We start from the raw sequence: 25,215 nt of genomic DNA on the forward strand, positions 1-25,215 counted from the left end.
ACCCGGTGCGTGCGTCCTGCGAGGCGCCGCACCGGGTACGGTGCGGCTAGCCGACGCCAGAGAGCTGCCCCTGTCATGCTGCGCTTCCTCGTCCGCCGGTTCCTCGGTGCCGTCGTCATTCTCTTCCTGCTGAGCATCGTCACCTTCGTGCTGTTCTTCGGGGTGCCCCGCGACCCGGCGCTGCTGATGTGCGGGAAGACCTGCAACCCGGACAGCATCGCGAACATTCACCATGTGCTCGGACTCGACAAGTCGATCCCCGAGCAGTACTGGATCTTCCTGCACAACCTCGTCCTGGGCAGCGACGGCTTCGCCCAGGGTCCCTGCCCCGCCCCCTGCTTCGGGTACTCGTACCACTCGAACGAGCAGGTCTGGGGCACTCTGATCGACCGTCTGCCCACCACCGTCTCGCTCACCATCGGCGGTGCGGTCTGCTTCCTGATCGTCGGCCTCGGCACCGGGCTGCTCGCCGCCTGGCGGCGCGGCACGCTGATCGACAAGACGGCCACCGCCGGGGCGATGGTGCTCAGTTCGATGCAGATCTACTTCCTCGGCCCGCTGGCACTGGCGATCCTCGTCTACCAGACCCACTGGTTCGAGAAACCGGCCTACAACGAGTTCACCGCCAACCCGGCCTCCTGGTTCGCGGGCCTGATCATCCCGTGGGTCGTCCTCTCCACCATCTTCGCCGCGCAGTACACCCGTATGTCCCGCTCGGCGATGATCGAACAGCTCCAGGAGGAGCACGTCCGGACCGCGCGCGCCAAGGGCATGTCCCGGCGGTACGTCTTCTTCCGCTACGCCTGGCGCGGCTCGCTGATCCCCATCGTCACCATCTTCGGCATCGACCTCGGGTCCCTGCTCGGCGGCGCCATCATCACCGAGTACACCTTCGGCCTGCCGGGGCTCGGCAACCTGGCGGTCCAGTCCGTCTTCTTCAGCGACCTGCCGCTGCTGCTCGGCGTGATGCTGTTCTCCGCGACCATGATCCTGCTGTTCAACATCATCGTCGACGCGTGCTACGCCTTCATCGACCCGCGCGTACGGCTGGCCTAGGAGCACCTGTGACCACTCTGACCAAGGAAGCCGGTACTCCTTCCCCGGCCGGTGCGGGCACCCTGCTCTCGGTGCGGGACCTGCACGTCAGCTTCAAGACCGAGGACGGCATCGTCAAAGCCGTCAACGGGCTCTCCTTCGATCTCCAGCGGGGCAGGACCCTCGGCATCGTGGGCGAGTCGGGATCCGGCAAGTCGGTCACCAACCTGACCGTCCTAGGCCTGCACAACCCCCAGTTCACCACCGTCGAGGGCGAGATCCTGCTCGAAGGGCAGGAGCTCACGACCGCCCGGGAGTCGGAACTGGAGAAGCTGCGCGGCAACAAGGTCGCCATGATCTTCCAGGACCCGCTGACCGCGCTGTCGCCGTACTACACGGTGGGCCGGCAGATCGCCGAGCCGTACATGAAGCACAACGGCGCCTCCAAGCGGGCCGCCTGGGACCGTGCGGTGGAGATGCTCGGCAAGGTCGGCATCCCCAACCCCAAGGAGCGTGCCAAGGACTACCCGCACCAGTTCTCCGGCGGTATGCGCCAGCGCGCGATGATCGCGATGGCGCTGGTGTGCGACCCGGACCTGCTGATCGCGGACGAGCCGACCACGGCCCTCGACGTGACCGTGCAGGCCCAGATCCTCGACCTCCTGAAGGACCTGCAGCAGGAGTTCGGGACCGGCATCATCTTCATCACGCACGACCTCGGCGTGATCGCCGACATGGCCGACGACATCATGGTGATGTACGCGGGCGGCGCGGTGGAGCGGGGCACGGTCGACGAGGTGCTGCGCTCGCCCCAGCACCCGTACACCTGGGGCCTGTTGAACTCGATGCCGCGGCTCGACGCCGACCTGGACGCCCCGCTGGAGCCGATCCCCGGCGCCCCGCCGTCGCTCCTCACGCCTCCGTCCGGCTGCCCCTTCCACCCGCGGTGCACCTTCCAGGACCGCGTGGAGTTCCGGGACCGCTGTGTCGACGTACGGCCGCTGCTCGGTCCCGACCGGGGCTCGGCGTGCCACCTCACGGCGGAGCAGAAGCGGACCATCTTCATCGAAGAGATCAAGCCCCGTCTGGGCTAGGAGGACACGTCATGAAAGAGGACCTGGTCCTCCCCAGCCCGCGTGAGACGGCCGAAGGGGCGGCGCGCGAACCGCTCCTGGACGTCTCCGGGCTGACCAAGCACTTCCCGGTCAAGGGCGGTTTCCCGATCCGGCGGACGGTGGGTCACGTCCAGGCCGTGGACGGCGTCGACCTGACCGTGCACGTGGGCGAGAGCTTCGGCCTGGTGGGGGAGTCGGGCTGCGGCAAGTCGACGACCGGCCGGCTGATCACGCGCCTGCTCGAGCCGACGAGCGGGACGATCTCGTACCGCGGCCAGGACATCAGCCGTGCCTCGCGCAAGGAGCTGGCGCCGATCCGCTCCGAGATCCAGATGATCTTCCAGGACCCGTACTCGTCGCTGAACCCGCGGCAGACGGTCGGCAAGATCATCTCGAACCCGATGGAGATCAACGGGATCGAGCCCGAGGGCGGCCGCGAGAAGCGGGTGCGCGAGCTGCTGGAGATCGTCGGCCTGAACCCGGAGCACTTCAACCGCTTCCCGCACGAGTTCTCCGGCGGCCAGCGCCAGCGCATCGGGGTCGCCCGTGCCCTGGCCCTGGAGCCGAAGCTGATCGTGGCGGACGAGCCGGTCTCGGCGCTGGACGTCTCGATCCAGGCGCAGGTCGTGAACCTGCTCCAGAAGGTGCAGAAGGAACTCGGCATCGCGTTCCTCTTCATCGCCCACGACCTCGCGGTGGTACGGCACTTCTCGCAGCGCGTCGCGGTGATGTACCTCGGCAAGATCATCGAAGTGGGCGACCGGGACTCCATCTACACCCGCCCCCGGCACCCCTACACCCACGCCCTGCTGTCGGCCGTGCCCGAGGTGAACCTCTCGGACGAAGACACGGGCGGGCGTGAGCGGATCCGTCTCGCCGGTGACGTGCCGTCGCCGATCTCCCCTCCCTCCGGCTGCCGCTTCCGTACGCGGTGCTGGAAGGCGCAGGACAAGTGCGCCACGGAGGAGCCGCCGCTGATCCAGATCTCCGGCAACCGCGCCGGCCATCTGACGGCGTGCCACTTCCCGGAGGAGCCGACGATCGAGGCCAGGGACGAGGACATCGTCCTGGACCCGGCGCTGGCGGCGCTGGAGGAGTCGGAGGACTGAGACACGACGAACGGCCGGTGTGCCGGGGGCGGTTGACCCCGGCACACCGGCCGTTCGGGTACGTGGGAACCGGGCTTACTCCCTACACACGCGAACTCCCCTTGCCGGCGACGGTGATGATCTCCGGGCCGCGGTCCGTCACGGGCCCGCGCCGCCAATCCCCGTACTGCTCCAGGACCTCGAACCCGGCCTCGGTGAGAAAGCCGGACAGGGAGTCCGGGTCGAGAAAGCGCAGAGTGGCCCGGCTGACGCGGGGCCGGTTCCATCCGGCACCGTCGAAGGTCTCGGTGAAGGTCACCCGATCCCCGACGGGCCCGCCGCCCAGCACCTCGTGCCACACGCGTACGGCGGTGCCGTCGGCGCCGGTCACCTCGTGCACGCGGTCCGGGGTCCAGGTCTCCCAGGCTCGCGCGGCGGGATTCCGGGTCTCGAACACGAATCGCCCGCCGTCCCGGAGCGCGTCCCGCACGGCGCGTAGACAGCCTCTCAACTCATCGTCATGCAGCAGCACTTGAAAGGCGTGCCCGGTCATCACGACCAGCTCGAACTCCCCGCTCCACAGCCGCGTCCGCAGATCGCCGAGCACCCACTCGACACCGGGCGCCGCGCACCGCGCCTGCACGAGCATCGCGGCGGCCGGGTCGAGCCCCATCAACCGCCCCCGGTGCCCGTCGTCGTAGGCCCGCCGCAGCAGCCGTCCGGTACCGCACCCGACGTCCAGTACCGCTCCCGCGGCCATCACCAGATCCAGGTAGAAGTCGTCTCCCGGCCCCCAGGGATTGAGCCTGTCGTACAGCGCGGCGAGCGAAAGATCGGCGAACGAATGATCGACCACCGCGGCAGTGTGCCACACGGATGTGTACGGGACGACGGGATCGGCAGTTCCGTGGACACCGAAGGAACCCCGGGAAAGGAAAAGGAAGTTGCTGCACCACGTCGAGTTGTGGGTACCGGATCTGCGGCGGGCGGTCATGTCGTGGGGATGGCTGCTGGAACGCCTTGGCTGGACGCCGTACCAGGAGTGGCCGGCGGGCCGGAGCTGGCGGCTGGGGGAGACGTACCTGGTGGTCGAGGAGTCGCCCGCACTGAAGGGCGACGGCCACGACCGGTTGCGCCCGGGCCTGAACCACCTGGCCTTCCATGTGCCGACCCGGGCCGAAGCCGACGCTCTCGTCGCCGCGGCACCGGCACACGGCTGGAGTCCGCTGTTCCCGGACCGGTATCCCCACGCGGGTGGCCCGGACCACTACGCGGCCTACCTGGAGAACGGGGACGGCTTCGAGGCGGAACTGGTGGCCGCCGAGGGGGTCTTCCCGGGCCGATGACCGATCGCTCCCACGGAGGCCAAAGGCCCGCACCGGGGATGGTGCGGGCCTTCGTTCCTTGGAACGGGACTTTCGGGGGCTCGGGTCAATGGGCCGGTGAGAGTCCGTTCCGCGAGGGGTGGCTGACGGAAAGGGGTGTGTCAGGCCGCCGCCTCGGTGTTCTTCGCGAGGCGGGGAGCCGGGATCGGGTCCGCCGTCTCGGGGTAGTGGCACGCCGTCAGGTGGCCGGGCTTGTTGCCCTCGGCCTGCACCAGCGGCGGGGCCTCGGTCGCGCACTTCTCCGTGGCCTTCCAGCAGCGCGTGCGGAAGCGGCAGCCGGTGGGCGGGTTGATGGGGGAGGGCACGTCGCCGACCAGGCGGATGCGCTCGCGGGCCGGCGCGTCCTCGTCGACCGTGGCCTCCGGCACCGCGGACAGCAGCGCCCGGGTGTAGGGGTGGCGCGGGTTGCCGTACAGGTCCTCGCGGTCGGCGATCTCGACGATCCTGCCGAGGTACATCACCGCGACACGCTGCGAGAAGTGCCGCACGATCGCCAGGTCGTGGGCGATGAACACGAACGCGATGCCGAGTTCCTGCTGCACCTTCTGGAGCAGGTTCACGACCTGCGCCTGGATCGAGACGTCCAGCGCGGAGACCGGCTCGTCCGCCACGATCAGCTTCGGCTCCAGCGCCAGGGCACGGGCGACCCCGATGCGCTGGCGCTGGCCGCCGGAGAACTCGTGCGGGAAGCGGTTGTAGTGCTCGGGGTTGAGACCGACGATCTCCAGCAGCTCGCGCACCCGCTTCTCGCGGCCGCCGGCCGGGTTGATGTCGTTGATCTCCATCGGACCCGAGATGATCTTGCCGACCGTCTGCCGCGGGTTCAGCGAGGCGTACGGGTCCTGGAAGATCATCTGGATCTCGGACCGCACCGGCGCCAGCTCCCGGCGGCTCGCGTGCGTGATGTCCTGACCGCGGTAGCGAACCGTTCCGGCCGTCGGCTCCAGCAGGCGCGTGATCAGCCGGCCCGTCGTCGACTTGCCGCAGCCCGACTCACCGACCAGACCCAGGCTCTCGCCCTCGTTGACCTGGAAGTCCAGCCCGTCCACGGCCTGCACCGCGCCGACGGTCCGCCGGATCGGGAAGCCGCCCTTGATCGGGAAGTGCTTGGTCAGCCCGGAGACGTCCAGGAGGGGGTTCGTGTTGCTCATGATCGTGAAGTCCCGTCTCGTGTCCGTCAGTGGTGCCGGGATCCGGCGAAGTCGGCGAAGAATTCCGCACGCTGCTCCAGCGTGAGATGGCAGGCCGAGCCGCGCCCGTCCACCACGTCGAGCGCGGGCCGCTCGGTGGAGCACAGCCCGCCCGCGACCTTCTCGGCGAAGCCGCACCGCGGGTGGAAGCGGCAGCCGGTGGGCGGGTTGAGCAGCGACGGCGGCGCACCCGGGATCGGCGACAGCGGCACGTCGACCGGCCCGTCCAGGCTCGGCATCGAGCCGAGCAGACCCAGGGTGTAGGGGTGCTGCGGCGCGCCCAGTACCTCACGCTTCGTACCGCGCTCCACGCACCGGCCGCCGTACATCACCAGCACGTCGTCCGCGACGTCGGCGATGACACCGAGGTCGTGGGTGATGAAGATGATCGCAGTGCCGAACTCCTGCTGGAGATCCTTGAGCAGGTCCATGATCTGCGCCTGGACCGTCACGTCGAGGGCCGTCGTTGGTTCGTCCGCGATCAGCAGCTCCGGGTCGCACACCAGCGCCATCGCGATCATCGCGCGCTGGCGCATACCGCCGGAGAACTGGTGCGGGTAGTCGTCCACCCGGACATCCGGCTGCGGGATCCCGACCCGCCGCAGCATCTCGATCGCCCGCGCCCGGGCCTCCCGCTTGGAGGCACCGGTGTGCTTGCGGTACGTCTCGGCGATCTGTGTGCCGACCGTGTGGTACGGCGACAGCGAGGCCAGCGCGTCCTGGAAGATCATGGACATCTTGTTGCCGCGCAGTCGCTCCAGCTCCCGCTCGGAGGCGCTGAGCAGTTCCTTGCCGTCGAGCAGGATCTCGCCCTCGATCGTGGTCCGGGCCGGGTCGTGCAGGCCCAGGATCGTCAGGTTGGTCACGGACTTGCCGGAGCCGGACTCGCCGACGATGCCGAGCGTCTGACCCTTGACCAGGTCGAAGCTGAGCCCGTCGACGGCCTTGACGACGCCGTCCTCGGTGGAGAAGTGGACCTTCAGATCCTTGACGGAGAGGAACGGCTGCTGATCGGTGCTCGTCACGGTGACGCTCCTGGGGGTGATGCGGGGGGTAGGGGGTGGGCGGAGGTCAGGCGAGCCGGATCCGCGGGTCGATGGAGGCGTAGACGGCGTCCACGATGATGTTGAAGAACACGATCGCGCCGGCGGACAGCAGGGTCACACCCAGCACCATGGGCAGGTCGCTCTTGTTCACGGCGTCCAGCGCGAGCCGGCCGACGCCCTGGAGGCTGAAGACGGACTCGGTGATGATCGCGCCGCCGATGAGCGTGGCCAGGTCGATGCCGAAGATGGTGACGATCGGACCCATCGCGCCGCGCCACGCGAAGCGGAAGAACACGGTGCGCGAGGACATGCCCTTGGCGCGGGCCGTGCGGACGTAGTCCTCGCTGAGCGTCTCGACCATCTGGGAGCGCGTCATACGGGTGTAGTTGGCGGTCCAGATCAGGGCCAGCACGAGCCAGGGCAGCAGCAGCCCGGAGGCCCACTTGACGGGGTTGTGGGTGAGGGGCGTGTACGACGGGTTGTCGAGGATGCCGAGCTTCGACACGAGGAAGTACATCGCGATGTAGCCGACGAAGTAGATCTGCAGCGAGGAGGCGATCAGCGAGCCCGAGCTGGCCAGCTTGTCCTGCCACTTGCCCTGCTTGACCGCGGCGATCATGCCGGCGCCGACACCGAAGATCAGGAAGACGACGGCCGAGCCGAAGGCGAGCGAGAGGGTCAGCGGGAGCCGGTCCAGGATCGTGCCGAGGACGGGCTCGCGGTTGGCGAACGAGTAGCCCAGGCAGGGCGCGCTGCAGTTGCCGAAGTCGCCGTAGCTGCGCCCGACGAAGATGCCCTTCAGCCAGTACCAGTACTGGACCGGGACTGGGTGGTCGATGCCCAGGTTGTGCCGGACCTGCTTGAGCATGTCGGGCGTGCAGTTCTTGCCGCACGACATCATGGCGGGGTCACGCGGGATGGCGTAGAAGAGCCAGAAGGTGACGGCGCTGATGATCAACAGGATGACCAGCGCGCCGAGGACTCGGCGGACAAGGAAGCGGAACATGGGGCGTGACTTTCCGGACGGGGCGCCGTCGCCGGGGTTAGGGGGTGAGCCGGAGGGGCGGCCGGGTGGTGACCGCCCCTCCGAGGGCTAGCGCGCTTACTTCTTGACGTACAGCTTGGTGAGAGCGACGCACGTGTTGCCGGCGTCGTAGACGAGGTTGCCGACCTTGGAGCCGTGCATCCAGTTGCGGATCTTGTGGTAGTCCGGGACGACCGCCGCCAGCTCCATGATCTGCCGGTCGACGGTACCCCAGGCCTTGTTGGCCTCATCGACGTCCGTGATCTTGGCGGCCGCATTGATCGCCTTGTTCACGCTCGGGTCGTTCAGCTGGGCGTAGTTGCTGCGGCCGTCACCGATGTTCTCGCCGCTCCAGCAGGGGTAGAAGACCGAGTAGCCGTTCGGCCAGTCCGGGCTCCAACCCGCCGCCATCAGGTCGAAGCCGTTGTCGATCTTGCCGATCTGGGTGTAGAAGGTCGACTTGTCGATCTGCTTGTTGACGACCTGGAAGCCGGCGGCCTCCAGCGCGTTCTTGATGGCGACGGCCTGCTTCACGGAGTTGTCCGACTGCTGGTAGGCGATGACCAGCTTCTGGCCGACCTTGCCTGCCTCCTTCAGGAGGGCCTTGGCCTTGACCGGGTCGCCGCCCGGCTTCTTGTCCGTGCCGTACAGGTCGAACTTGCTGTAGCCGGGGGTCACCGGGCTGAGGATGGTGGTCGCCAGCTCGCTGGTGGCCTTGCCGCCGCGGATCGTCTGCAGCTGCAGGTGCGGCCAGGCACAGTTGATGGCCTGGCGGACCTTGACGTCCTTGATCCGGGTCATGTTGATCGGCCAGTAGTAGGTGACCGTGTCGACCTGGGTGAGGACGCGCTTCTTCAGCGTGGCGTTGGTGAGCACCTGGGCGATGCGCTCGGGGGCGACCTCGTTGTAGATCGACATCGCGTACTGGTCGTTGCCGTTGTCCGCGATGAAGCGGTCGGTGGAGGCGACCAGCTCGAAGCCGAACTGGAAGGCGTACTGGTCCGGGTAGGCGTTGCGGATCGCGTCCGTCTGCGGGTCCCAGTGCTCGTTGCGGACGTACGTCAGCGACTTGCCGATCTGACGGTCCCCGATCTTGTAGGGACCGAGGGCGTACGGGCGCTTGTCGTACTTCTCCTTGGTGTCCTTCTTCTTGTTCACGAGGCTGTAGCCCGCCATGGCCAGCGTGAAGTTGAAGTCGGTGCGGGCCTCGGTGAGGTGGAAGGTGATGGTCTTCCCGGAGACCTCGATCGAGGCGAGCTTCTTGCCGTCGTAGGGGCCCTTGTACTTGTCGCCGCCGGCCAGCCACTGCTGGACGTAGCGCGGACCCTCGGTGACGAAGGAGGCGAAGAGGCGCTCGAAGGTGTGGCGGACGTCGTCCATGGAGAGGTCGGAGCCGTCCTCCCACTTGATGCCGTCCTTGATCGTGAACGACCAGGTCTTGCCGCCGTTCTTCATGGTGCCGGCATCGGTGGCGACGTCGCCGACGAGCGTGCAGCCGCCCTTGTCGTCGATCTTGTAACCGGTCAGACCGCGCAGGATCGGCCGGGTGATGGCGCCCTCGGTGGCCACGTAGATCTGGGCCGGGTCCAGGTGGTCCATGTCGAACTGGTCGAGGCCGTAGACCGTCCCGCCCTTGACCGCGCCCGCGACCTCCGGGGCCGGACCCGTCGAGTCGGCCTTGGTGCCGACCGGGATGTTCATGGTCTTGGCCTTGCTCACCGACGGGATGTTCTTGTCGGCGGAGGAGCCCTTGTCGCTGCTGCCGCAGGCGCTCAGCACGGTCGTGGAGGCCGCGGCCACGCCGGTGGCGATCAGGAAGTTTCTACGGGAAAAGGACATGCTGAGCCTGCCTAGGGGGGGGTCAATTCGGGCGGTCGGAACCAGCCGGACGTCATCGAACCGGGCCGGGTGAAGAGGGGGGTGCTACCGCTTCGACTTCGGGTCGAGGGCGTCGCGCACGGAGTCGCCGAGCAGGTTGAAGGCGACGACGAAGAGCACCATCGAGATGCCCGGGAAGAGCATGAAGGTGATGTCCTGGGAGTAGAACTGGGCGCCTCGGGCGATCATGACGCCCCAGTCCGGGGTCGGGTCGATGATGCCGACGCTGAGGAAGGACAGACCCGCCTCGGTGGTCACGAGGGCCGGGAGCAGCAGCGTGGACTGGATGATGATCGGCGTCCACAGGTTCGGCAGCAGCTCCTTGAACACGATGCGCATCGGGGGCGCACCCGTGACCTTGGCCGCCTCGACGAACTCACGCTCGCGCAGGCCCAGCACCTGACCCCGCAGCAGACGCGCGATGGAGGCCCAGCCGAACGTGGAGAGGACCACGATCAGGGCGGTGGCGCGCAGCCAGGTCGGGATGTTGTCGTCGGGGGCGACGAAGATGCCGTAGACGACCGGCATGAACGCGATGAAGAACAGCGTGGACGGGAACGAGAGCAGGATGTCGATGACCCGGCCGACGAGGTAGTCGGTCTTGCCGCCCAGATAGCCGGCCGTGACGCCGACCACGACGCCGGCGACCACGGTGAGGATCGTGGCGGCCACGGCGATGCCCAGCGAGGTGCGGATGCCGTAGAGCAGGAACGTGAAGACGTCCCGGCCGAGCTGCGGCTCGACGCCGAACCAGAACTGCGAACTCATGCCGCCGTTGGGGCCCGCGGGATACGAGAAGGCGTCGAGCAGGCTCGGGTCCTGGCTCGCGTACGTGGTGTACGGGTCCTTGCCGTAGAGCTTGGCTATCAGCGGCGCCGCTATCGCGACCACGAAGAAGAAGATCACGACGTAGGCGGATATAACGCCCGTCCGGTCACGCTTGAACCGCTTCCAGGCCAAGCGTCCCGGAGAGCGGCTCTCGCCGCCCTTCGGACTGCCCGATGCGATCGGCTTCTCGACGCTCTCGTCGGTCACCTCGAGCGGGGCAGCCGCGGATGGAGTTGGGGGGGTCATGGTGCTCCTGGCCCAAGGGAGGGTCTGATGACTCCGCAGGGCACGCTCCCCTACGGGCTACGCCGGACTTTTTCAACGCAATTCATTCAAGGTCAATAAATTCTCGGTCAAGTTGGGTTTCTCTTTACCTTCTTTGCCTCGACATGACCTTTTCGTAGCTACGCGGGTAGACTCCCGTGATCGATCCGTGTTTTAATTCGGGCTAACTGGACTATTCAGGCAACAAGTTCGATATGCGGACGCCGAAGTGTCGAAATTCGTACATCCGAGGGTCGTGATCCAACGGTTCGGCATCGGATCGCGAAGATCCATTGCGTCCTGTCCGAAGATCGTCGGGACCCTCTCGTGGAGATCGTCCACCCCCTCCCGAGCGCCCTGCGTGCATCCGGATGATCCGGTCTCCTGAAGGTCCTCGGTCGGGTGGCGCTTCCATGCAATATGAGCCGCTTAGACGGATATTGACCGGTAATGGACCGTTATTCACCAAGGAGGCACGCCATGCGGGGAGCCAGGCACGCCCGATGGGCCGCGGGCGCGGCGGCGATGGCGCTGGCCGCGACGGCCTGCGGTGGCGGTGGCGGGAGCGGCGGCTCGGCCGACGGGGTGCTCAGCTCCTCCTGGGGTGACCCGCAGAACCCGCTGGAGCCGTCGAACACCAACGAGGTGCAGGGCGGCAAGGTCCTCGACATGATCTTCCGCGGGCTGAAGCGCTACAACCCGAAGACCGGCGCGGCCGAGAACATGCTCGCCGAGAAGATCGACACCTCGGACTCGCAGAACTTCACCATCACGGTCAAGGACGGCTGGACCTTCAGCAACGGCGAGAAGGTGACCGCCAAGTCCTTCGTCGACGCCTGGAACTACGGCGCGAGCCTCAGGAACAACCAGAAGAACGCGTACTTCTTCGGCTACATCGAGGGCTACGACAAGGTCCACCCGGGGGGCGGCTCGCAGACCGCCGAGAAGCTCGACGGTCTCAAGGTCACGGGCGACAGGACCTTCACCGTCCGGCTCAACCAGAAGTTCTCCGGCTTCCCCGACACCCTCGGCTACGCGGCCTTCGCCCCGCTGCCGCAGTCGTTCTTCACCGATCACGCCGGCTGGCTCGCCAAACCGGTCGGCAACGGGCCGTACGCCATCGAGTCGTACACCAAGGGCTCGCAGATGGAGTTGCGGAAGTGGGACGCCTACCCGGGTGACGACAAGGCGCGGAACGACGGCGTGACCCTCAAGGTCTACACGGACGGCAACACCGCCTACACCGATCTGATGGCCGGCAACCTCGACCTCGTCGACGACATCCCCGCCGCCCAGCTCAAGAACGTGAAGAACGACCTCGGCGACCGCTACATCAACACCCCGGCCGGCATCATCCAGACGCTCGCGTTCCCGTTCTACGACCCGGCCTGGAACAAGAGCGGCTCGGAGAAGGTCCGCAAGGGACTGTCCATGGCCATCAACCGCGCGCAGATCACCGACACCATCTTCCAGAAGACCCGCACCCCCGCCAGCGACTGGACCTCACCCGTCCTCGGAGTTGCGGGCGGCTTCAAGGAAGGGCTGTGCGGCGACGGCTGCGAGTACAAACCGGCCGAGGCGAAGAAGCTGGTCCAGGAGGGCGGCGGGATCCCCGGCGGCCAGGTCAGGATCACCTACAACGCCGACACCGGCTCGCACCGCGAGTGGATCGACGCCGTGTGCAACTCCATCAACAACGCGCTCGGCAACGACAAGGCGTGCGTCGGCAACCCGGTCGGCACCTTCGCGGACTTCCGCAACCAGATCGGGCAGCACAAGCTGACCGGGCCGTTCCGGGCCGGCTGGCAGATGGACTATCCGCTGATCCAGAACTTCCTCCAGCCGCTCTACTACACGGGAGCGTCCTCCAACGACGGCAAGTGGTCCAACAAGGACTTCGACAGACTCGTCGACCGGGCCAACGCCGAGACCGACACGGCCAAGGCCGTCCAGACCTTCCAGGAGGCCGAGAAGGTCGTACGCGACAACATGGCCGCCATCCCGCTCTGGTACCAGAACGGCAGCGCGGGCTACTCGCAGCGGCTGTCGAACGTGGCGCTGAACCCGTTCAGCGTCCCCGTCTACAACGAGATCAAGGTCGGCTGAGCCGCCATGGGACGCTATGTCGTCCGGCGGCTGCTGCAGATGATCCCGGTCTTCGTCGGGGCCACGCTGCTGATCTTCCTGATGGTGAACGTGATGGGCGACCCCATCGCCGGACTGTGCGGAGAGCGGGCGTGCGACCCGGCGACGGCCGCGCAGCTGAAGAGGGAGTTCGGCCTCGACAAGCCGTTGTGGCAGCAATACCTGACCTACATGGGGGACGTCTTCACCGGTGACTTCGGTACGGCGTTCAACGGGCAGCCGGTCACCGAGCTGATGGCGACGGCGTTCCCCGTGACGATCCGGCTGACGATCGTGGCGATCCTCTTCGAGATCGTCGTCGGCATCACTCTGGGCGTGGTCACCGGCCTGCGGCGCGGCCGGCCGATCGACACGACGGTCCTGGTGGGCACCCTGGTCGTCATCTCGGTGCCCGTCTTCGTCACCGGCCTCGTGCTCCAAATCCTGCTCGGCGTCGAGTGGCAGTGGATCCAGCCGTCCGTCTCCCCGGACGCGCCGTTCGGCGAGCTGATCGTGCCGGGCCTGGTCCTCGCGTCCGTGTCCCTCGCCTATGTGACCCGGCTGACCCGCACCTCCATCGCGGAGAACAAGCGGTCCGACTACGTCCGTACGGCGATCGCCAAGGGCCTGCCCCGGCACCGGGTCATCACCCGGCACCTGCTGCGCAACTCCCTCATCCCCGTCGTCACGTTCATCGGCACCGACATCGGCGCGCTGATGGGAGGAGCCATCGTCACCGAGCGCATCTTCAACATCCATGGCGTCGGCTACCAGCTCTACCAGGGCATCCTGCGGCAGAACACCCAGACCGTCGTCGGCTTCGTGACCGTCCTCGTCCTCGTCTTCCTGGTGGCCAACCTGCTCGTCGACCTCCTCTACGCCGTACTCGACCCGAGGATCCGCTATGCCTGAGCAGTCGGACGGTGTGATCGCGGGCACCGGTATGGGCGGGGGGATGGACCTCGCGGCGAGCGAGGCCGAGACGCTGGAGAAGGTGCCCGGGGGGCCGCTCGGCACGGGCCCGGCCGGCAAACCCCGTTCCCTGTGGTCCGACGCATGGCACGACCTGCGTCGCAACCCCGTCTTCCTCGTCTCCTCGCTCGTGATCCTCTTCCTCGTCGTCATCTCCCTGTGGCCCTCGCTGATCACCTCCGGCAGTCCCCTCCAGTGCGAGCTGGCCAAGTCGCAGCAGGGCTCGCAGCCGGGTGCCCCGTTCGGGTACGACGGTCAGGGCTGCAACGTCTACACACGGACCGTGTACGGCGCCCGAACGTCCGTCACGGTCGGTGTCTGCGCCACGCTCGGGGTGACGATCCTCGGGTCGGTGCTCGGCGGGCTCGCCGGGTACTACGGCGGGGTGTGGGACTCGGTGCTGTCGCGGATCACCGACGTGTTCTTCGCGATCCCGGTCGTCCTCGGCGGTCTGGTCCTGCTGTCCGTGGTGACCAGCAACACGGTCTGGCCCGTCATCGGGTTCATGGTGCTGCTGGGCTGGCCGCAGATCTCCCGCATCGCCCGCGGCTCGGTCATCACGTCCAAGCAGAACGACTATGTGCAGGCCGCGCGTGCCCTGGGCGCCTCCGACTCCCGCATCCTGCTGCGCCACATCGCCCCGAATGCCGTGGCACCGGTGATCGTCGTGGCGACCATCGCGCTCGGCACCTACATCTCGCTGGAGGCGACCCTGTCGTACCTCGGCGTCGGGCTCAAACCGCCCAGCGTCTCCTGGGGCATCGACATCTCCGCCGCCTCCCCCTACATCCGCAACGCCCCGCACGCCCTGCTGTGGCCCTCGGGCGCGCTGGCGATCACGGTCCTGGCCTTCATCATGCTCGGCGACGCGGTGCGCGACGCCCTCGACCCGAAGCTGAGGTGACGCGCCGTCATGCTGCTCGAAGTGCGGGACCTGCACGTGGAGTTCAGGACGCGGGACGGCATCGCCCGCGCCGTCAACGGCGTCTCGTACGGCGTGGACGCGGGGCAGACCCTCGCCGTGCTCGGCGAGTCCGGCTCGGGCAAGTCCGTGACGGCGCAGGCCGTGATGGGGATCCTCGACATGCCGCCCGGGCGGATCACGGGCGGTGAGATCCTCTTCCGCGGCCAGGACCTGCTGAAGCTGAAGGAGGAGGAGCGGCGGAAGGTCCGCGGCGCCGGGATGGCGATGATCTTCCAGGACGCGCTGTCGGCCCTGAACCCGGTGCTCTCCGTGGGCGACCAGCTCGGCGAGATGTTCGTCGTGCACCGCGGGATGTCGAAGAAGGACGCGCGGGCGAGGGCGGTCGAGCTGATGGAGCGGGTGCGCATCCCGGCCGCCGCCGAGCGGGTGCGCGACTATCCCCACCAGTTCTCCGGCGGCATGCGCCAGCGCATCATGATCGCCATGGCGCTGGCCCTGGAACCGGCCCTCGTCATCGCCGACGAGCCCACCACCGCCCTCGACGTCACCGTCCAGGCCCAGATCATGGACCTGCTCGCGGAGCTGCAGCGCGAGTACGCCATGGGCCTGATCCTGATCACCCATGATCTGGGGGTGGTCGCGGACGTGGCCGACCAGATCGCTGTCATGTACGCGGGCCGGATCGTCGAGCAGGCCCCCGTCCACGACCTCTACAAGGCACCCGCCCACCCCTACACCAGAGGCCTGCTGGACTCCATCCCGCGCCTGGACCACAAGGGCCAGGAGCTCTACGCCATCAAGGGCCTGCCGCCGAACCTCATGGACATCCCGCCCGGCTGCGCCTTCAACCCCCGCTGCCCGATGGCCCGGGACGTCTGCCGGACCGACGAGCCGCCGCTGTACGAGGTCTCCGAGGAGCGGGCCAGCGCCTGCCACTTCTGGAGGGAGTGCCTGCATGACCTCGACCACTGAGCCGATCCTGGAGGTCAGCGGACTCGTCAAGCACTATCCGCTCACCCGGGGCATCCTGTTCAAGAAGCAGGTCGGAACCGTGAAAGCGGTCGACGGCGTCGACTTCACGCTCGGCCGCGGCGAGACCCTCGGCATCGTGGGCGAGTCCGGCTGCGGCAAGTCGACCCTCGCCAAGATGCTGTGCAACCTGGAGAAGCCGACGGCCGGTTCGATCCGCTTCAAGGGCGAGGACATCACCAGGCTGTCGGGCAAGGCCCTCAAGGCGGTCCGCCGCAACATCCAGATGGTGTTCCAGGACCCGTACACCTCCCTCAACCCCCGGATGACCGTGGGCGACATCATCGGGGAGCCGTACGAGATCCACCCCGAGGCCGCCCCCAAGGGCGACCGGCGCCGCCGGGTCCAGGAGCTGCTGGACGTCGTCGGCCTCAACCCCGAGTACGTCAACCGCTATCCGCACCAGTTCTCCGGCGGCCAGCGCCAACGTATCGGCATCGCGCGGGGGCTGGCGCTGCGCCCCGAGGTGATCGTCGCCGACGAGCCGGTGTCCGCGCTGGACGTCTCGGTGCAGGCGCAGGTCATCAACCTCCTCGACCGGCTGCAGGCCGAGTTCGAGCTGTCGTACCTCGTCATCGCGCACGACCTGTCGATCGTCCGGCACATCTCGGACCGGGTCGGGGTGATGTACCTGGGGCGGATCGTGGAGATCGGCAGGGACGCGGAGATCTACGACCACCCCACGCACCCCTACACCCAGGCCCTGCTGTCCGCGGTCCCCGTCCCCGACCCGGACGCCCGGGAACACCGCGAGCGGATCATTCTCACGGGTGATGTCCCGTCCCCGACGAACATCCCCTCCGGCTGCCGTTTCCGCACCCGCTGCTGGAAGGCCCAGGAACGCTGCGCCCGGGAGGTGCCGGCGCTCGCGGTGCCCTCCCGGTTCCGGTCCACGGCCGGTCCGGCGGCACACGACTCGGCGTGCCACTTTGCGGAAGAGAAGCAGGTCGTACCGGCGGAGGAGCACGGCAACGGGCCGGGGTGACATGGCGCACCCCGGCCCGTTCACGGCACCCGCACGGCCGTACGCCGTTCAGCGTCGCGCGTCCGTATATCGGTACCGCTTCCGTGAAGTTGCCTGCGTGTTAACGCAGTTCATACTGATTTATCACGTTGTGCCAGGGAGCGCTTGAGGAAGTCCACCTGGAGCAGCAGCAGGTTCTCGGCGACCTGCTCCTGGGGCGTCATGTGCGTGACGCCTGACAGGGGCAGCACTTCGTGCGGGCGGCCCGCGGCGAGCAGGGCCGAGGACAGCCGCAGGGTGTGGGCGACCACCACGTTGTCGTCCGCCAGGCCGTGCACGATCATCAGCGGGCGGTGCGGCTCGGCCGGGGCGGACAGCCCCTCGTCGGTGACGAGGGAGCTGCGCACGTACGCCCCCGGGTCCTGGGCCGGGTCGCCCAGGTACCGCTCCGTGTAGTGCGTGTCGTACAGGCGCCAGTCGGTGACCGGGGCGCCCGCGATGCCCGCGTGGAAGACGTCCGGGCGGCGCAGCACGGCCAGGCCCGCCAGCCAGCCGCCGTACGACCAGCCGCGGATGCCCACCCGGGACAGGTCGAGCGGGAAGCGCGTCGCGAGGTCCTGGAGCGCCTCGACCTGGTCGTCCAGGGAGACCGTGAAGTCGCCGTGCACCGCCTTCTCCCAGGCCGGGGAGCGGCCGGGAGTGCCCCGGCCGTCGGCGACGACCACCGCGAAGCCCTGGTCGGCGAACCACTGCGAGGTCAGATGCGCGTTGTGTGCGGCGACCACGCGCGGGCCGTGCGGACCCCCGTAGGGGTCCAGCAAAACCGGCAGGGGAGTGTCCCCGTGGTAGTCCTGTGGCATAAGCACGGCGCACGGAATTCGGCGTGCGCCCCCCTCGGTGAGGGTCACCCGCGGGGACAAACCGGGGTCTTCGGCGTACGACGTGACAGTCGCCGTCGGTTTTCCGTCATGCAGCACCTGGGCCCGGGAACCCGGCCGGCCGAGCGTCGCGGAGATCAGCACGGTCGCCCCGCCGGCCCGCACCGCCGAGTGCACCCCGGGCTCCTGCGACACGCGCTCCACGCCCAGCTCGTTCACCCGGTAGACGTGCACCTCACCCGTTTCGGCCGACTGAGCCTCCTCGCCGGCGGACGCCGAGACCAGCACGTCGTCGGCGCCGACGTCGAGCACCGCACGGAGGTGGAGCTGCGCACTTGTCAGCGGACGTTCACCCACCGCGAGTACCCGAGCGCCCCCCTCGTCGGCGATCCGCACGAGCTGTCCCGAGGGGCTCCAGCAAGGCACCCCGGGGAATAGTTCAAGCCAAGTTGGATCTTCGTCGGCGTGCACCATCCGGGTCGTTCCGGCGTCCGGGTCCACGGCCAGGAACAGCTGGCTGCGCTGGTCCCGCGCCTGCACCAGAAGCAGCGGCGCACCCGCCTCTGACCAGTGCACTCGCGCCAGATACGGATAGCGCGCCCGGTCCCAGAGAACCTCCGTGCGCGCGCCGTCCAGGCCCACCACGAACAGCCGTACCTCCGCGTTCGCGGTGCCCGCCGCCGGATAGCCGACGTGGTGTGGCTCACGCTCGGGATGGGCGGGGTCGGCGATCCACCACCGTCGCACCGGCGTGTCGTCCACGCGCGCCACGAGCAGCCGGTCCGACTCCGGAGCCCACCAGAAGCCCCGCGCACGCCCCATCTCCTCGGCTGCGATGAACTCGGCGAGCCCGTAGGCGACATCGGCCCTCTCCGGCTCGGCCAGCGCTCGGTCGCCCTCGCCCTCGGCGCCCACCACCCGCAGGGCGCCCTCGGCGACGTACGCGACGTGCCGTCCGTCGGGGGAGGGACGGGGGTCGATCACCGGTCCGGGGACGGTGAGTTCACGTGCCGTGCCGGCTCGCAGCTCCGCCGTGAACAGCCGCCCTGACAAGGCGAAAGACGCCAGTTCCAGGGCCGTGTCGGTGGCATAGCCGACGATGCCGGCGCCGCCCTCGCGGCTGCGCTCGCGGCGTGCCCGCTCCTCGGGCGAGAGGTCTTCCGCGGCGCCGCCCAGCAGGGCGCGCGGGTCGGCGGCGACGCGCTCCCCGCCGTCCGCGATGTCGAGAACCCACAGGGAGTTGGCCCGGTCCGTGCCGGAGTGCGAGCGCAGGAACGCGACACGCGAACCGTCGGGAGCCACGGTGAACGCGCGCGGCGCGCCGAGCGTGAACCGCTGGGTGCGCGCGTGCCGTCGGGGGAAGGAGTCAGGCTCGGTCGTCATGCCCCGACCATATTGGCCATGCGCCCCCTTGTGCGGCTGTGCGCCGAGCGATGCGCGAGCACGGATAGTTATGATCACTATCGCTGCGTGGGTATCAACCCGCTGGCGTCCGTACGGACTTGCTGTACCGATTCGCAACCCCCATAGTCCGAACTCCCCGATCCCCCGGGACACTTGGAGGTGAGCCGCCGTGGCACTCTCGATTTCGGCGGTGGTGCTGCTGGCGATCATCGTCTTCTTGCTGATCAAGAAGTCAGGGCTGAAGGGCGGACACGCGGTCGTCTGCATGCTGCTCGGCTTCTATCTCGCCTCCTCGACGGTCGCCCCCACCATCAGCGACCTCACGACGAACCTCGCCAGCATGATCGGCAGCATCAAGTTCTAGCGGCTGCCGCGAAGGCGTCTTCGGTGCACGCGGGCGGCCGGAGACGATCTCCGTGCCGTCCTGTTCTGCCGCTTCCCCCCTGCCTTCCTCCGCAAGCCTGACGAACCTGCCCGCCACGACTGGATCGAGCGCCTCGCGCCGGCCATCGCCCATGTGCTCGACGAGGAAGGGTGACGGCCGGGCGGGGAGGGGGCCGGGCTGTCCGTGCCGCCTCGTAGGGTGGGGTGCATGACGGAACTGCCCGACCGGCGTCTGCTCCTGGTGCACGCGCACCCGGACGACGAGTCGATCAACAACGGCGCCACCATGGCCAGGTACGCGGCCGAGGGAGCGCGCGTCACGCTGGTCACCTGCACCCTGGGCGAGCGCGGCGAGGTCATCCCCGCCGAGCTGCGGCATCTGACCGGCGCGGCCCTTGGCGAGCACCGGCTGCGCGAGCTGACCGCAGCGATGCGCGAGCTGGGCGTCGAGGACTTCCGCCTGCTCGGCGGCGCCGGGCGGTACGGCGACTCCGGGATGATGGGCCTGCCCGACAACGACGACCCGCACAGCTTCTGGCAGGCCGACGTCGACGAGGCCGCGGGACTCCTCACCGAGGTGATCCTGGAGGTCCGCCCCCAGGTCCTCGTCGCCTACGACGACAACGGCGGATACGGCCACCCCGACCACATCCAGGCCCACCGCGTCGCCATGCGCGCCGTCGAGCTGGCCGCCGATGCCGGCCACCGTATCGCCAAGGTCTACTGGAACCGCGTCCCGCGCCCCGTCGCCGAGGCCGCCTTCGCCCGCCTCGCAGCGGACCTGCCCGGCCTGCCCTTCGCCAAGAGCGCCGCCGTCGACGACGTACCGGGCGTGGTGGACGCCGACCGGATCACCACCGCCGTCGACGGCACCGCCCACACCGCCGCCAAGGCCGCCGCGATGCGCGCGCACGCCACCCAGATCGAGGTGTCCGGACCGTACTTCGCGCTCTCCAACGAACTGGCGCAGCCGATCCTCACCACCGAGTACTACGAGCTGGTGAACGGGGAGGCGACCGGCGAGACCGACCTGTTCGCCGGGATCGGCCCCGCCGCCGGGGAGGCGTCATGAGTACGGCGGGACGCGGGCCGGTGCTCGCGCAGCCGCTGCGGCGCCCCTCCGCCGGGCGGATCGCCGCGTACGCCGGTCTGTTCGTGCTCGGTGCCGTCGTGGGGCTCGCCGGTTCGCTGGTGCAAGCGGGTTGGTTCCCCGGCGGGCTGCTGCTCGCGCTGGCCGGTTCCGCGGGGCTGTTCCTCGGCGGAGCACGTGCCGCCGGCAGCCGTGCCGGAGCGGTCGCGCCCGCGGCCGGCTGGATGCTCGCCGTCATCCTGCTCACCGCGAGCCGTCCGGAAGGAGACTTCCTCTTCGGCGCGGGAGGCGGCTCCTATCTCTTCCTCCTCGGCGGTATGGCGGTGGCTGTGATCTGCGCCACCATCGGGCTGGGGAGGCAACCGGGCGGCGACGGCGTCCGACTTGCCAAGTGACGTACCACTTCGCCGTGAGCCGCGCGTGCAAGTGCCGTGTGGGTTTCCCCGGCAGTCGTGGGATACGGGCCAGAAGTGGCCAGTATGGTGGTGCGCGCCGCCGAGCCGCCCGAGCAAGGTCGTGACGGGCGGCGGAGCCAACCGGGAGAACCTGCCTTGAGTCGTGATACTGACACTCCGTCCTCCGGGCCCAACGGGCGCGGCGGAGCCGCATACCCCTCGGGCACGCCGCCGTACGGGACCCCCATGGTTTCCGACGACGGCACGGACGCGGGCCGTGCGGCCGCGCAGCCGGAGGAGCGCAAGACCGAGACCACGCTGACGACCCGGATCCGGATCAACATCCCCGGGTCGCGGCCCATTCCGCCGGTCGTCGTGCGTACGCCCGTCGCGGACGCCGAGGGCTCCGCCGACGACAAGCCCGCGGAGCACCCGCAGCCGTCCCCCGCTCCGGCCGCGCCGAGCGCCGCGGAGGCTCCCGCCGAGCCCGCCGCGCCGGCCGCCGAGGAGAAGACCAGCGACTGGTTCGCGCCGCGCAAGTCCGGTGCGGGCAAGGGCGGTCAGGGCGGCACGAGCACAAAGGGCGCCGGTACGGCTGCCGGTTCGGCGGCCGGTGCCGCCGCGGGCGCGGCTCCGGGTGCCCCTGGCGCTGCCCGTCCGGGAGGTGCCGGTGCTCCGGGCGCCGCGCGTCCGGGCGGCCGGCCGGGCGGGGTCGTCGGCTCCATGGGCGCGCCGGGCGGCCGTACGGGTGCCGCGAAGGGCGCCGGGCTGCCCGGTGCCACCGGTGGACCCGTCGCCCCCGGCCACGGAGGCGGCACGGGCTCCTTCGACGTCACCGAGGCGCTCGCCGCGGGCCCGCTGGGCGGTAGCTCGCGGCCCGGCGCCGGTGAGCCGCGTCGCGACGACCTGCCGTTCTTCTCGGAGAACGGCAGCGGTCAGGGCGGCGCCGACGGTACGAACGGCCAGGGCGGCCCGGGTGCCCCCGGCGGTCGCGGAGGCTTCAACGGCCCGACCGGTCCGGCCGGCCCGACCAGCGGCCCGGTCACCGGCGACGGCCCGATGGTGCCGCCCGTCGGCGGCGGCCCCGGCATGGAGCCCGGCGAGGCCTTCGGCGGCCCTGCCGGTCCCGGCGGCCCCGGCAGGCGCCCCGGCCCCGGCGCGAACCTCGGCCCCGGTGGCGGCCTGAGCGACGACACCGCGATCCTCACTCCGCAGAAGCCGGCCCCGGAACCGGGCACGCCCGGCTACGGCAACCCGGCGGACAACGTCTCCGGGCACACCGTCACGAGCGGCATCCCGGTCGTCCCGCCCGCGGGCGGCTCACCGTTCAGCCCGGGCGCCCACCCCGAGGGCCCGGTGCCGCACACGCCTCCGAAGCTGCCCGAGCCGGTCGCGCAGAACGTGCCCGCGGCCCCCAAGCCGAAGAAGAAGGGCCGCAGCAAGCTGGTCCTGCTCGGCGTCGGCGTGGTGGTGGTCCTCGGCGGTGCCTATGGCGCCGGGCTGCTGATGAACCACACCGACGTGCCCAAGGGCACCACCGTGTTCGGCGTCGACATCGGCGGCGGCACGCGTGACGACGCGGTCAACAAGCTCGACGACACCTTCGGCAGCCGGGTCAACAAGCCGCTGAAGCTGGCCGTCGGCGGCAAGACGGTCGAGCTGACGCCGGACAAGGCGGGGCTCCAGTTCGACGTCCAGAGCACGGTCGCCAAGGCCGCGACGAGCGACTACAACCCGGTCACCGTGGTCGGCTCGCTCTTCGGACAGCAGCGGGAGATCGAACCGGCCATGCCGGTCGACGAGGAGAAGCTCCAGGCGGCCCTGCAGGCCGCGGGTGGCGGCTCCGGTTCGGTCACGGAGGGCACGATCAGGTTCGAGTCCGGCAAGGCGGTCTCCGTCTACGGCAAGGCGGGCAAGGGCATCGCCGCCGCCCAGGCGACCCCAGCGGTCCAGCAGGCGTACCACACCCTGGTGGAAACCGGCACGGCCGCCCCGGTGACGGTCCCCACGACGACCCAGCAGCCGACGGTCTCGAACGCCGAGGTCGACCGCGAGATGAAGGAGTTCGCGCAGCCGGCGATGTCCGGCATCGTCACGGTCCAGACCGACCCCGCGCACTCGATCCAGTTCAGCCCGCAGAACTCCCTGTGGAAGTTCCTCAAGGTGACGGCGGTCAACGGCAAGCTGGTCGACAAGCCCGACCTCGACGCCCTGAAGGGGCTCTACGGCCAGACCTTCGACGGTGTGAAGATCACCCGTGCCAACGGCGAGAAGACGGCCGTCACGCCGCAGGACGTGTACGTAGCCCTGCGCACGGCGCTGACGAGCGGGACGAATCGCGTCGGCGTGATCCAGACCGACCCCAACTGACCCGGCCCGCGAAGGGGCGCCCGGCGGTGGCCGGGCGCCCCTCTCGCATGTCGTGGACCACGTCACCGGCGCCGTATGACATCTGTCATCCGGCAGTCAGGACCCCCGACACTGCCGGGGTTCCGGCCCTCGCCGCCAGCATGGTCCCCATGACAACGACAGCGGTGGCCACCGGTACCCCGGTGGTCGCGTTCGATCAAGTGAGCAAGGTCTACGGGAGCGTGCGGGCCGTCGACGGGCTGACGCTCGCCCTGCATCCGGGGGAGACCGTGGCTCTGCTCGGGCCCAACGGGGCCGGCAAGTCCACCACCCTCGATCTCTTGCTCGGGCTCAAGCCCGCCGACAACGGCACCGTGAGCGTCTTCGGGACCAGCCCGCGCGAGGCCATCGTCGCCGGGCGGGTGGGCGCCATGCTGCAGAGCGGTGGGCTGATGGACGAGGTCACCGTCGCCGAACTGGTCAAGCTCGGCTGCGCCCTGCACCCGAGGCCGTACCAGGTCTCCGACGTGCTGGCCCGCGCCGGTATCACGCAGATCGCCGACCGCAAGGTCAACAAGCTCTCCGGCGGCCAGGCCCAGCGTGTCCGCTTCGCCCTCGCCACCGCGGGCGACAGCGACCTGATCGTCCTGGACGAGCCGACCACCGGCATGGACGTCTCCGCCCGCCAGGCCTTCTGGTCCACCATGCGCGAACAGGCCGAGCAGGGCCGTACGGTCCTCTTCGCCACCCACTACCTCGAAGAGGCCGACGCCATCGCCGACCGCGTGCTCGTCCTGCACCGCGGGCGGCTCCTCGCCGACGGCACCGCCGCCGAGATCAAGGCCAAGGCCGGGGCGCGCCGGGTCTCCTTCGACCTGACCGGGACCATCGACGAACAGGCCCTGCGCGCGCTGCCGTTCCTCACCTCGATCGGTGTCTCCGGCCAGACCGTCCGCATCCAGTCCAGCGACGCCGACGCCACCGTGCACGCCCTGTACGGCCTCGGCGTCTACCCCCGCAACCTCGAAGTCGCCGGACTCGGGCTCGAGCAGGCCTTCGTCGCCATCACGGAGGCCGAGGAGGCCAAGGAGGCCACGCCGTCATGAACGGTCTGATCAAGCTCGAACTCGTCCGCGCCCTGCGCAACCGCAAGTTCCTGTTCTTTTCGGTGATGTATCCGTCGGTGCTGTTCCTGATCATCGCGGGCAACGCGGACAGCACCGAGAAGATCGACGGCACCGGCCTGACCCTGCCGACGTACATGATGGTCTCCATGGCCTCCTTCGGCGCGCTCACGGCCGTCCTGATGGGCAACAGCGAGCGCATCGCCAAGGAGCGCGAGAACGGCTGGGTGCGCCAGCTCAGGCTGACCACCCTGCCGGGACACGGCTACGTCCTCGCGAAGACCGCCAGCGCGGCCGTGGTGAGCCTGCCGTCCATCGTCGTGGTTTTCGTCGTCGCCGCGGCCGTGAAGGACGTACGCCTCGACGCCTGGCCGTGGATCGCCCTGACCGCCGCGATCTGGGCCGGGAGCCTGGTTTTCGCGGCGCTCGGCGTCGCCATCGGGTATCTGGCCGGCGGGGACGCGGTCCGTCCGATCACGATGATCACCTACTTCGTGCTGTCGATCCTGGGCGGCCTGTGGATGCCGACCACGACCTTCCCGCGGTGGCTGCAGGACATCGCGAAGTGGCTGCCCACGCACGCGTACGCTGCCCTGGGCCGGGCCATCGAACAGAGCCGGGCCCCGGCGGCCCAGGACATCGCCATCCTCGCCGTCTTCTTCGTCCTGTTCGCGGGCGGCGCGGCCTGGCTGTACCGGAAGGACACGCTGAAGGCGTGAGCATC

At 69.2% G+C, this 25,215-nt stretch carries 22 protein-coding genes; 15 read left to right on the forward strand and 7 right to left on the reverse strand.

All coding sequences use genetic code 11. From position 1 onward, the window contains the following. The first annotated feature begins 75 nt into the window (after positions 1–75). The 3 genes from IEZ19_RS10015 to IEZ19_RS10025 are packed head-to-tail and all read left to right on the forward strand — an operon-like array spanning position 76 to position 3,259. Positions 76–1,056 (forward strand): ABC transporter permease, encoded by a 981-nt coding sequence (locus IEZ19_RS10015; RefSeq protein WP_189310761.1) that lies wholly within the window; start codon positions 76–78, stop codon positions 1,054–1,056. 8 nt (positions 1,057–1,064) lie between these two features. Then, the gene (locus IEZ19_RS10020; protein ID WP_189310762.1) at positions 1,065–2,129 is read left to right on the forward strand and encodes an ABC transporter ATP-binding protein; all 1,065 of its coding nucleotides are present in this window, start codon (positions 1,065–1,067) and stop codon (positions 2,127–2,129) included. 11 nt (positions 2,130–2,140) lie between these two features. Next, entirely contained in the window at positions 2,141–3,259 is a 1,119-nt protein-coding gene (locus tag IEZ19_RS10025; protein WP_189310763.1) for an ABC transporter ATP-binding protein, read from the forward strand. Between the two features lie 82 nt (positions 3,260–3,341). On the opposite strand, the gene IEZ19_RS10030 is transcribed toward IEZ19_RS10025, so the two are convergent. Then, positions 3,342–4,094: a class I SAM-dependent methyltransferase gene (locus tag IEZ19_RS10030; protein WP_189310764.1), complete on the reverse strand. Its 753-nt coding sequence runs from the start codon at positions 4,092–4,094 to the stop codon at positions 3,342–3,344. An 88-nt stretch (positions 4,095–4,182) separates the two neighbouring features. Between IEZ19_RS10030 and IEZ19_RS10035 the strand changes: the two genes are divergently transcribed. Continuing rightward, positions 4,183–4,584 (forward strand): VOC family protein, encoded by a 402-nt coding sequence (locus tag IEZ19_RS10035; protein WP_189310765.1) that lies wholly within the window; start codon positions 4,183–4,185, stop codon positions 4,582–4,584. A gap of 140 nt (positions 4,585–4,724) precedes the next feature. Here IEZ19_RS10035 and IEZ19_RS10040 read toward each other — a convergent pair whose 3' ends face one another. The 5 genes from IEZ19_RS10040 to IEZ19_RS10060 all read right to left on the reverse strand — a co-directional run bounded on the left by IEZ19_RS10040 (position 4,725) and on the right by IEZ19_RS10060 (position 10,835). Next, a complete protein-coding gene (locus tag IEZ19_RS10040; protein ID WP_189310766.1) occupies positions 4,725–5,774 on the reverse strand; it encodes an ABC transporter ATP-binding protein in 1,050 nt (349 codons plus the stop codon). Positions 5,775–5,800: 26 nt separating this feature from the next. Then, positions 5,801–6,838, reverse strand: coding sequence for an ABC transporter ATP-binding protein (locus tag IEZ19_RS10045; RefSeq protein WP_189310767.1), 1,038 nt, complete (start codon positions 6,836–6,838; stop codon positions 5,801–5,803). Between the two features lie 46 nt (positions 6,839–6,884). After that, positions 6,885–7,865, reverse strand: a complete 981-nt coding sequence (locus IEZ19_RS10050; protein ID WP_189310768.1) for an ABC transporter permease — start codon at positions 7,863–7,865, stop codon at positions 6,885–6,887. Between the two features lie 96 nt (positions 7,866–7,961). Beyond that, positions 7,962–9,722 carry an ABC transporter substrate-binding protein gene (locus IEZ19_RS10055; protein WP_189310769.1) on the reverse strand — a complete coding sequence of 587 codons (1,761 nt, stop codon included), beginning with the start codon at positions 9,720–9,722 and terminating at the stop codon, positions 7,962–7,964. Between the two features lie 84 nt (positions 9,723–9,806). Further along, positions 9,807–10,835 carry an ABC transporter permease gene (locus IEZ19_RS10060; protein WP_189310770.1) on the reverse strand — a complete coding sequence of 343 codons (1,029 nt, stop codon included), beginning with the start codon at positions 10,833–10,835 and terminating at the stop codon, positions 9,807–9,809. 498 nt (positions 10,836–11,333) lie between these two features. On the opposite strand from IEZ19_RS10060, the gene IEZ19_RS10065 reads away from it, so the two are divergent. From IEZ19_RS10065 to IEZ19_RS10085, 5 genes are read left to right on the forward strand one after another with little or no spacing between them, the layout of a single operon-like run. After that, a complete protein-coding gene (locus IEZ19_RS10065) occupies positions 11,334–12,959 on the forward strand; it encodes a peptide ABC transporter substrate-binding protein (RefSeq protein ID WP_189310771.1) in 1,626 nt (541 codons plus the stop codon). Between the two features lie 6 nt (positions 12,960–12,965). Continuing rightward, complete coding sequence (locus IEZ19_RS10070) at positions 12,966–13,889, forward strand: ABC transporter permease (protein ID WP_189310772.1); 924 nt, start codon at positions 12,966–12,968, stop codon at positions 13,887–13,889. Further along, positions 13,882–14,853 carry an ABC transporter permease gene (locus IEZ19_RS10075; RefSeq protein WP_189310773.1) on the forward strand — a complete coding sequence of 324 codons (972 nt, stop codon included), beginning with the start codon at positions 13,882–13,884 and terminating at the stop codon, positions 14,851–14,853. Before IEZ19_RS10070 ends, IEZ19_RS10075 begins: the two co-directional genes overlap by 8 nt. Before the next feature lie 9 nt (positions 14,854–14,862). Beyond that, entirely contained in the window at positions 14,863–15,846 is a 984-nt protein-coding gene (locus IEZ19_RS10080; RefSeq protein ID WP_189310774.1) for an ABC transporter ATP-binding protein, read from the forward strand. Beyond that, positions 15,830–16,888 carry an ABC transporter ATP-binding protein gene (locus tag IEZ19_RS10085; RefSeq protein ID WP_189310775.1) on the forward strand — a complete coding sequence of 353 codons (1,059 nt, stop codon included), beginning with the start codon at positions 15,830–15,832 and terminating at the stop codon, positions 16,886–16,888. The genes IEZ19_RS10080 and IEZ19_RS10085 overlap by 17 nt, the downstream gene beginning before the upstream one ends. 110 nt (positions 16,889–16,998) lie before the next feature. On the opposite strand, the gene IEZ19_RS10090 is transcribed toward IEZ19_RS10085, so the two are convergent. Continuing rightward, positions 16,999–19,128 carry a S9 family peptidase gene (locus IEZ19_RS10090; RefSeq protein ID WP_189310776.1) on the reverse strand — a complete coding sequence of 710 codons (2,130 nt, stop codon included), beginning with the start codon at positions 19,126–19,128 and terminating at the stop codon, positions 16,999–17,001. A 190-nt stretch (positions 19,129–19,318) separates the two neighbouring features. On the opposite strand from IEZ19_RS10090, the gene IEZ19_RS10095 reads away from it, so the two are divergent. The 6 genes from IEZ19_RS10095 (at position 19,319) to IEZ19_RS10120 (ending at position 25,210) form a co-directional block, all read left to right on the forward strand. Beyond that, positions 19,319–19,513 (forward strand): hypothetical protein, encoded by a 195-nt coding sequence (locus tag IEZ19_RS10095; protein WP_189310777.1) that lies wholly within the window; start codon positions 19,319–19,321, stop codon positions 19,511–19,513. Between the two features lie 228 nt (positions 19,514–19,741). Beyond that, positions 19,742–20,605, forward strand: a complete 864-nt coding sequence (gene mshB / locus IEZ19_RS10100) for an N-acetyl-1-D-myo-inositol-2-amino-2-deoxy-alpha-D-glucopyranoside deacetylase (protein ID WP_189310778.1) — start codon at positions 19,742–19,744, stop codon at positions 20,603–20,605. Next, a complete protein-coding gene (locus IEZ19_RS10105; protein ID WP_189310779.1) occupies positions 20,602–21,018 on the forward strand; it encodes a DUF6113 family protein in 417 nt (138 codons plus the stop codon). The genes mshB and IEZ19_RS10105 overlap by 4 nt, the downstream gene beginning before the upstream one ends. Positions 21,019–21,174: 156 nt before the next feature. Continuing rightward, a complete protein-coding gene (locus IEZ19_RS10110; RefSeq protein WP_189310780.1) occupies positions 21,175–23,388 on the forward strand; it encodes a hypothetical protein in 2,214 nt (737 codons plus the stop codon). 149 nt (positions 23,389–23,537) lie between these two features. Further along, entirely contained in the window at positions 23,538–24,473 is a 936-nt protein-coding gene (locus tag IEZ19_RS10115; protein WP_189310781.1) for an ABC transporter ATP-binding protein, read from the forward strand. After that, entirely contained in the window at positions 24,470–25,210 is a 741-nt protein-coding gene (locus tag IEZ19_RS10120) for an ABC transporter permease (protein ID WP_189310782.1), read from the forward strand. Before IEZ19_RS10115 ends, IEZ19_RS10120 begins: the two co-directional genes overlap by 4 nt. Positions 25,211–25,215 lie beyond the last annotated feature (5 nt).

The sequence above is a fragment of the Streptomyces brasiliensis genome, assembly GCF_014647875.1.
GTDB lineage: Bacteria > Actinomycetota > Actinomycetes > Streptomycetales > Streptomycetaceae > Streptomyces > Streptomyces brasiliensis.

Coding starts and splice junctions, on each gene's coding strand:
- IEZ19_RS10075 (WP_189310773.1), top strand. CDS start 13,882: ATGCCTGAGCAGTCGGACGGTGTGATCGCGGGCACCGGTATGGGCGGG.
- IEZ19_RS10085 (WP_189310775.1), top strand. CDS start 15,830: ATGACCTCGACCACTGAGCCGATCCTGGAGGTCAGCGGACTCGTCAAG.
- IEZ19_RS10040 (WP_189310766.1), bottom strand. CDS start 5,774: ATGAGCAACACGAACCCCCTCCTGGACGTCTCCGGGCTGACCAAGCAC.
- IEZ19_RS10055 (WP_189310769.1), bottom strand. CDS start 9,722: ATGTCCTTTTCCCGTAGAAACTTCCTGATCGCCACCGGCGTGGCCGCG.
- IEZ19_RS10115 (WP_189310781.1), top strand. CDS start 23,538: ATGACAACGACAGCGGTGGCCACCGGTACCCCGGTGGTCGCGTTCGAT.
- IEZ19_RS10060 (WP_189310770.1), bottom strand. CDS start 10,835: ATGACCCCCCCAACTCCATCCGCGGCTGCCCCGCTCGAGGTGACCGAC.
- IEZ19_RS10070 (WP_189310772.1), top strand. CDS start 12,966: ATGGGACGCTATGTCGTCCGGCGGCTGCTGCAGATGATCCCGGTCTTC.
- IEZ19_RS10120 (WP_189310782.1), top strand. CDS start 24,470: ATGAACGGTCTGATCAAGCTCGAACTCGTCCGCGCCCTGCGCAACCGC.
- IEZ19_RS10050 (WP_189310768.1), bottom strand. CDS start 7,865: ATGTTCCGCTTCCTTGTCCGCCGAGTCCTCGGCGCGCTGGTCATCCTG.
- IEZ19_RS10065 (WP_189310771.1), top strand. CDS start 11,334: ATGCGGGGAGCCAGGCACGCCCGATGGGCCGCGGGCGCGGCGGCGATG.
- IEZ19_RS10090 (WP_189310776.1), bottom strand. CDS start 19,128: ATGACGACCGAGCCTGACTCCTTCCCCCGACGGCACGCGCGCACCCAG.
- IEZ19_RS10015 (WP_189310761.1), top strand. CDS start 76: ATGCTGCGCTTCCTCGTCCGCCGGTTCCTCGGTGCCGTCGTCATTCTC.
- IEZ19_RS10025 (WP_189310763.1), top strand. CDS start 2,141: ATGAAAGAGGACCTGGTCCTCCCCAGCCCGCGTGAGACGGCCGAAGGG.
- IEZ19_RS10105 (WP_189310779.1), top strand. CDS start 20,602: ATGAGTACGGCGGGACGCGGGCCGGTGCTCGCGCAGCCGCTGCGGCGC.
- mshB (WP_189310778.1), top strand. CDS start 19,742: ATGACGGAACTGCCCGACCGGCGTCTGCTCCTGGTGCACGCGCACCCG.
- IEZ19_RS10080 (WP_189310774.1), top strand. CDS start 14,863: ATGCTGCTCGAAGTGCGGGACCTGCACGTGGAGTTCAGGACGCGGGAC.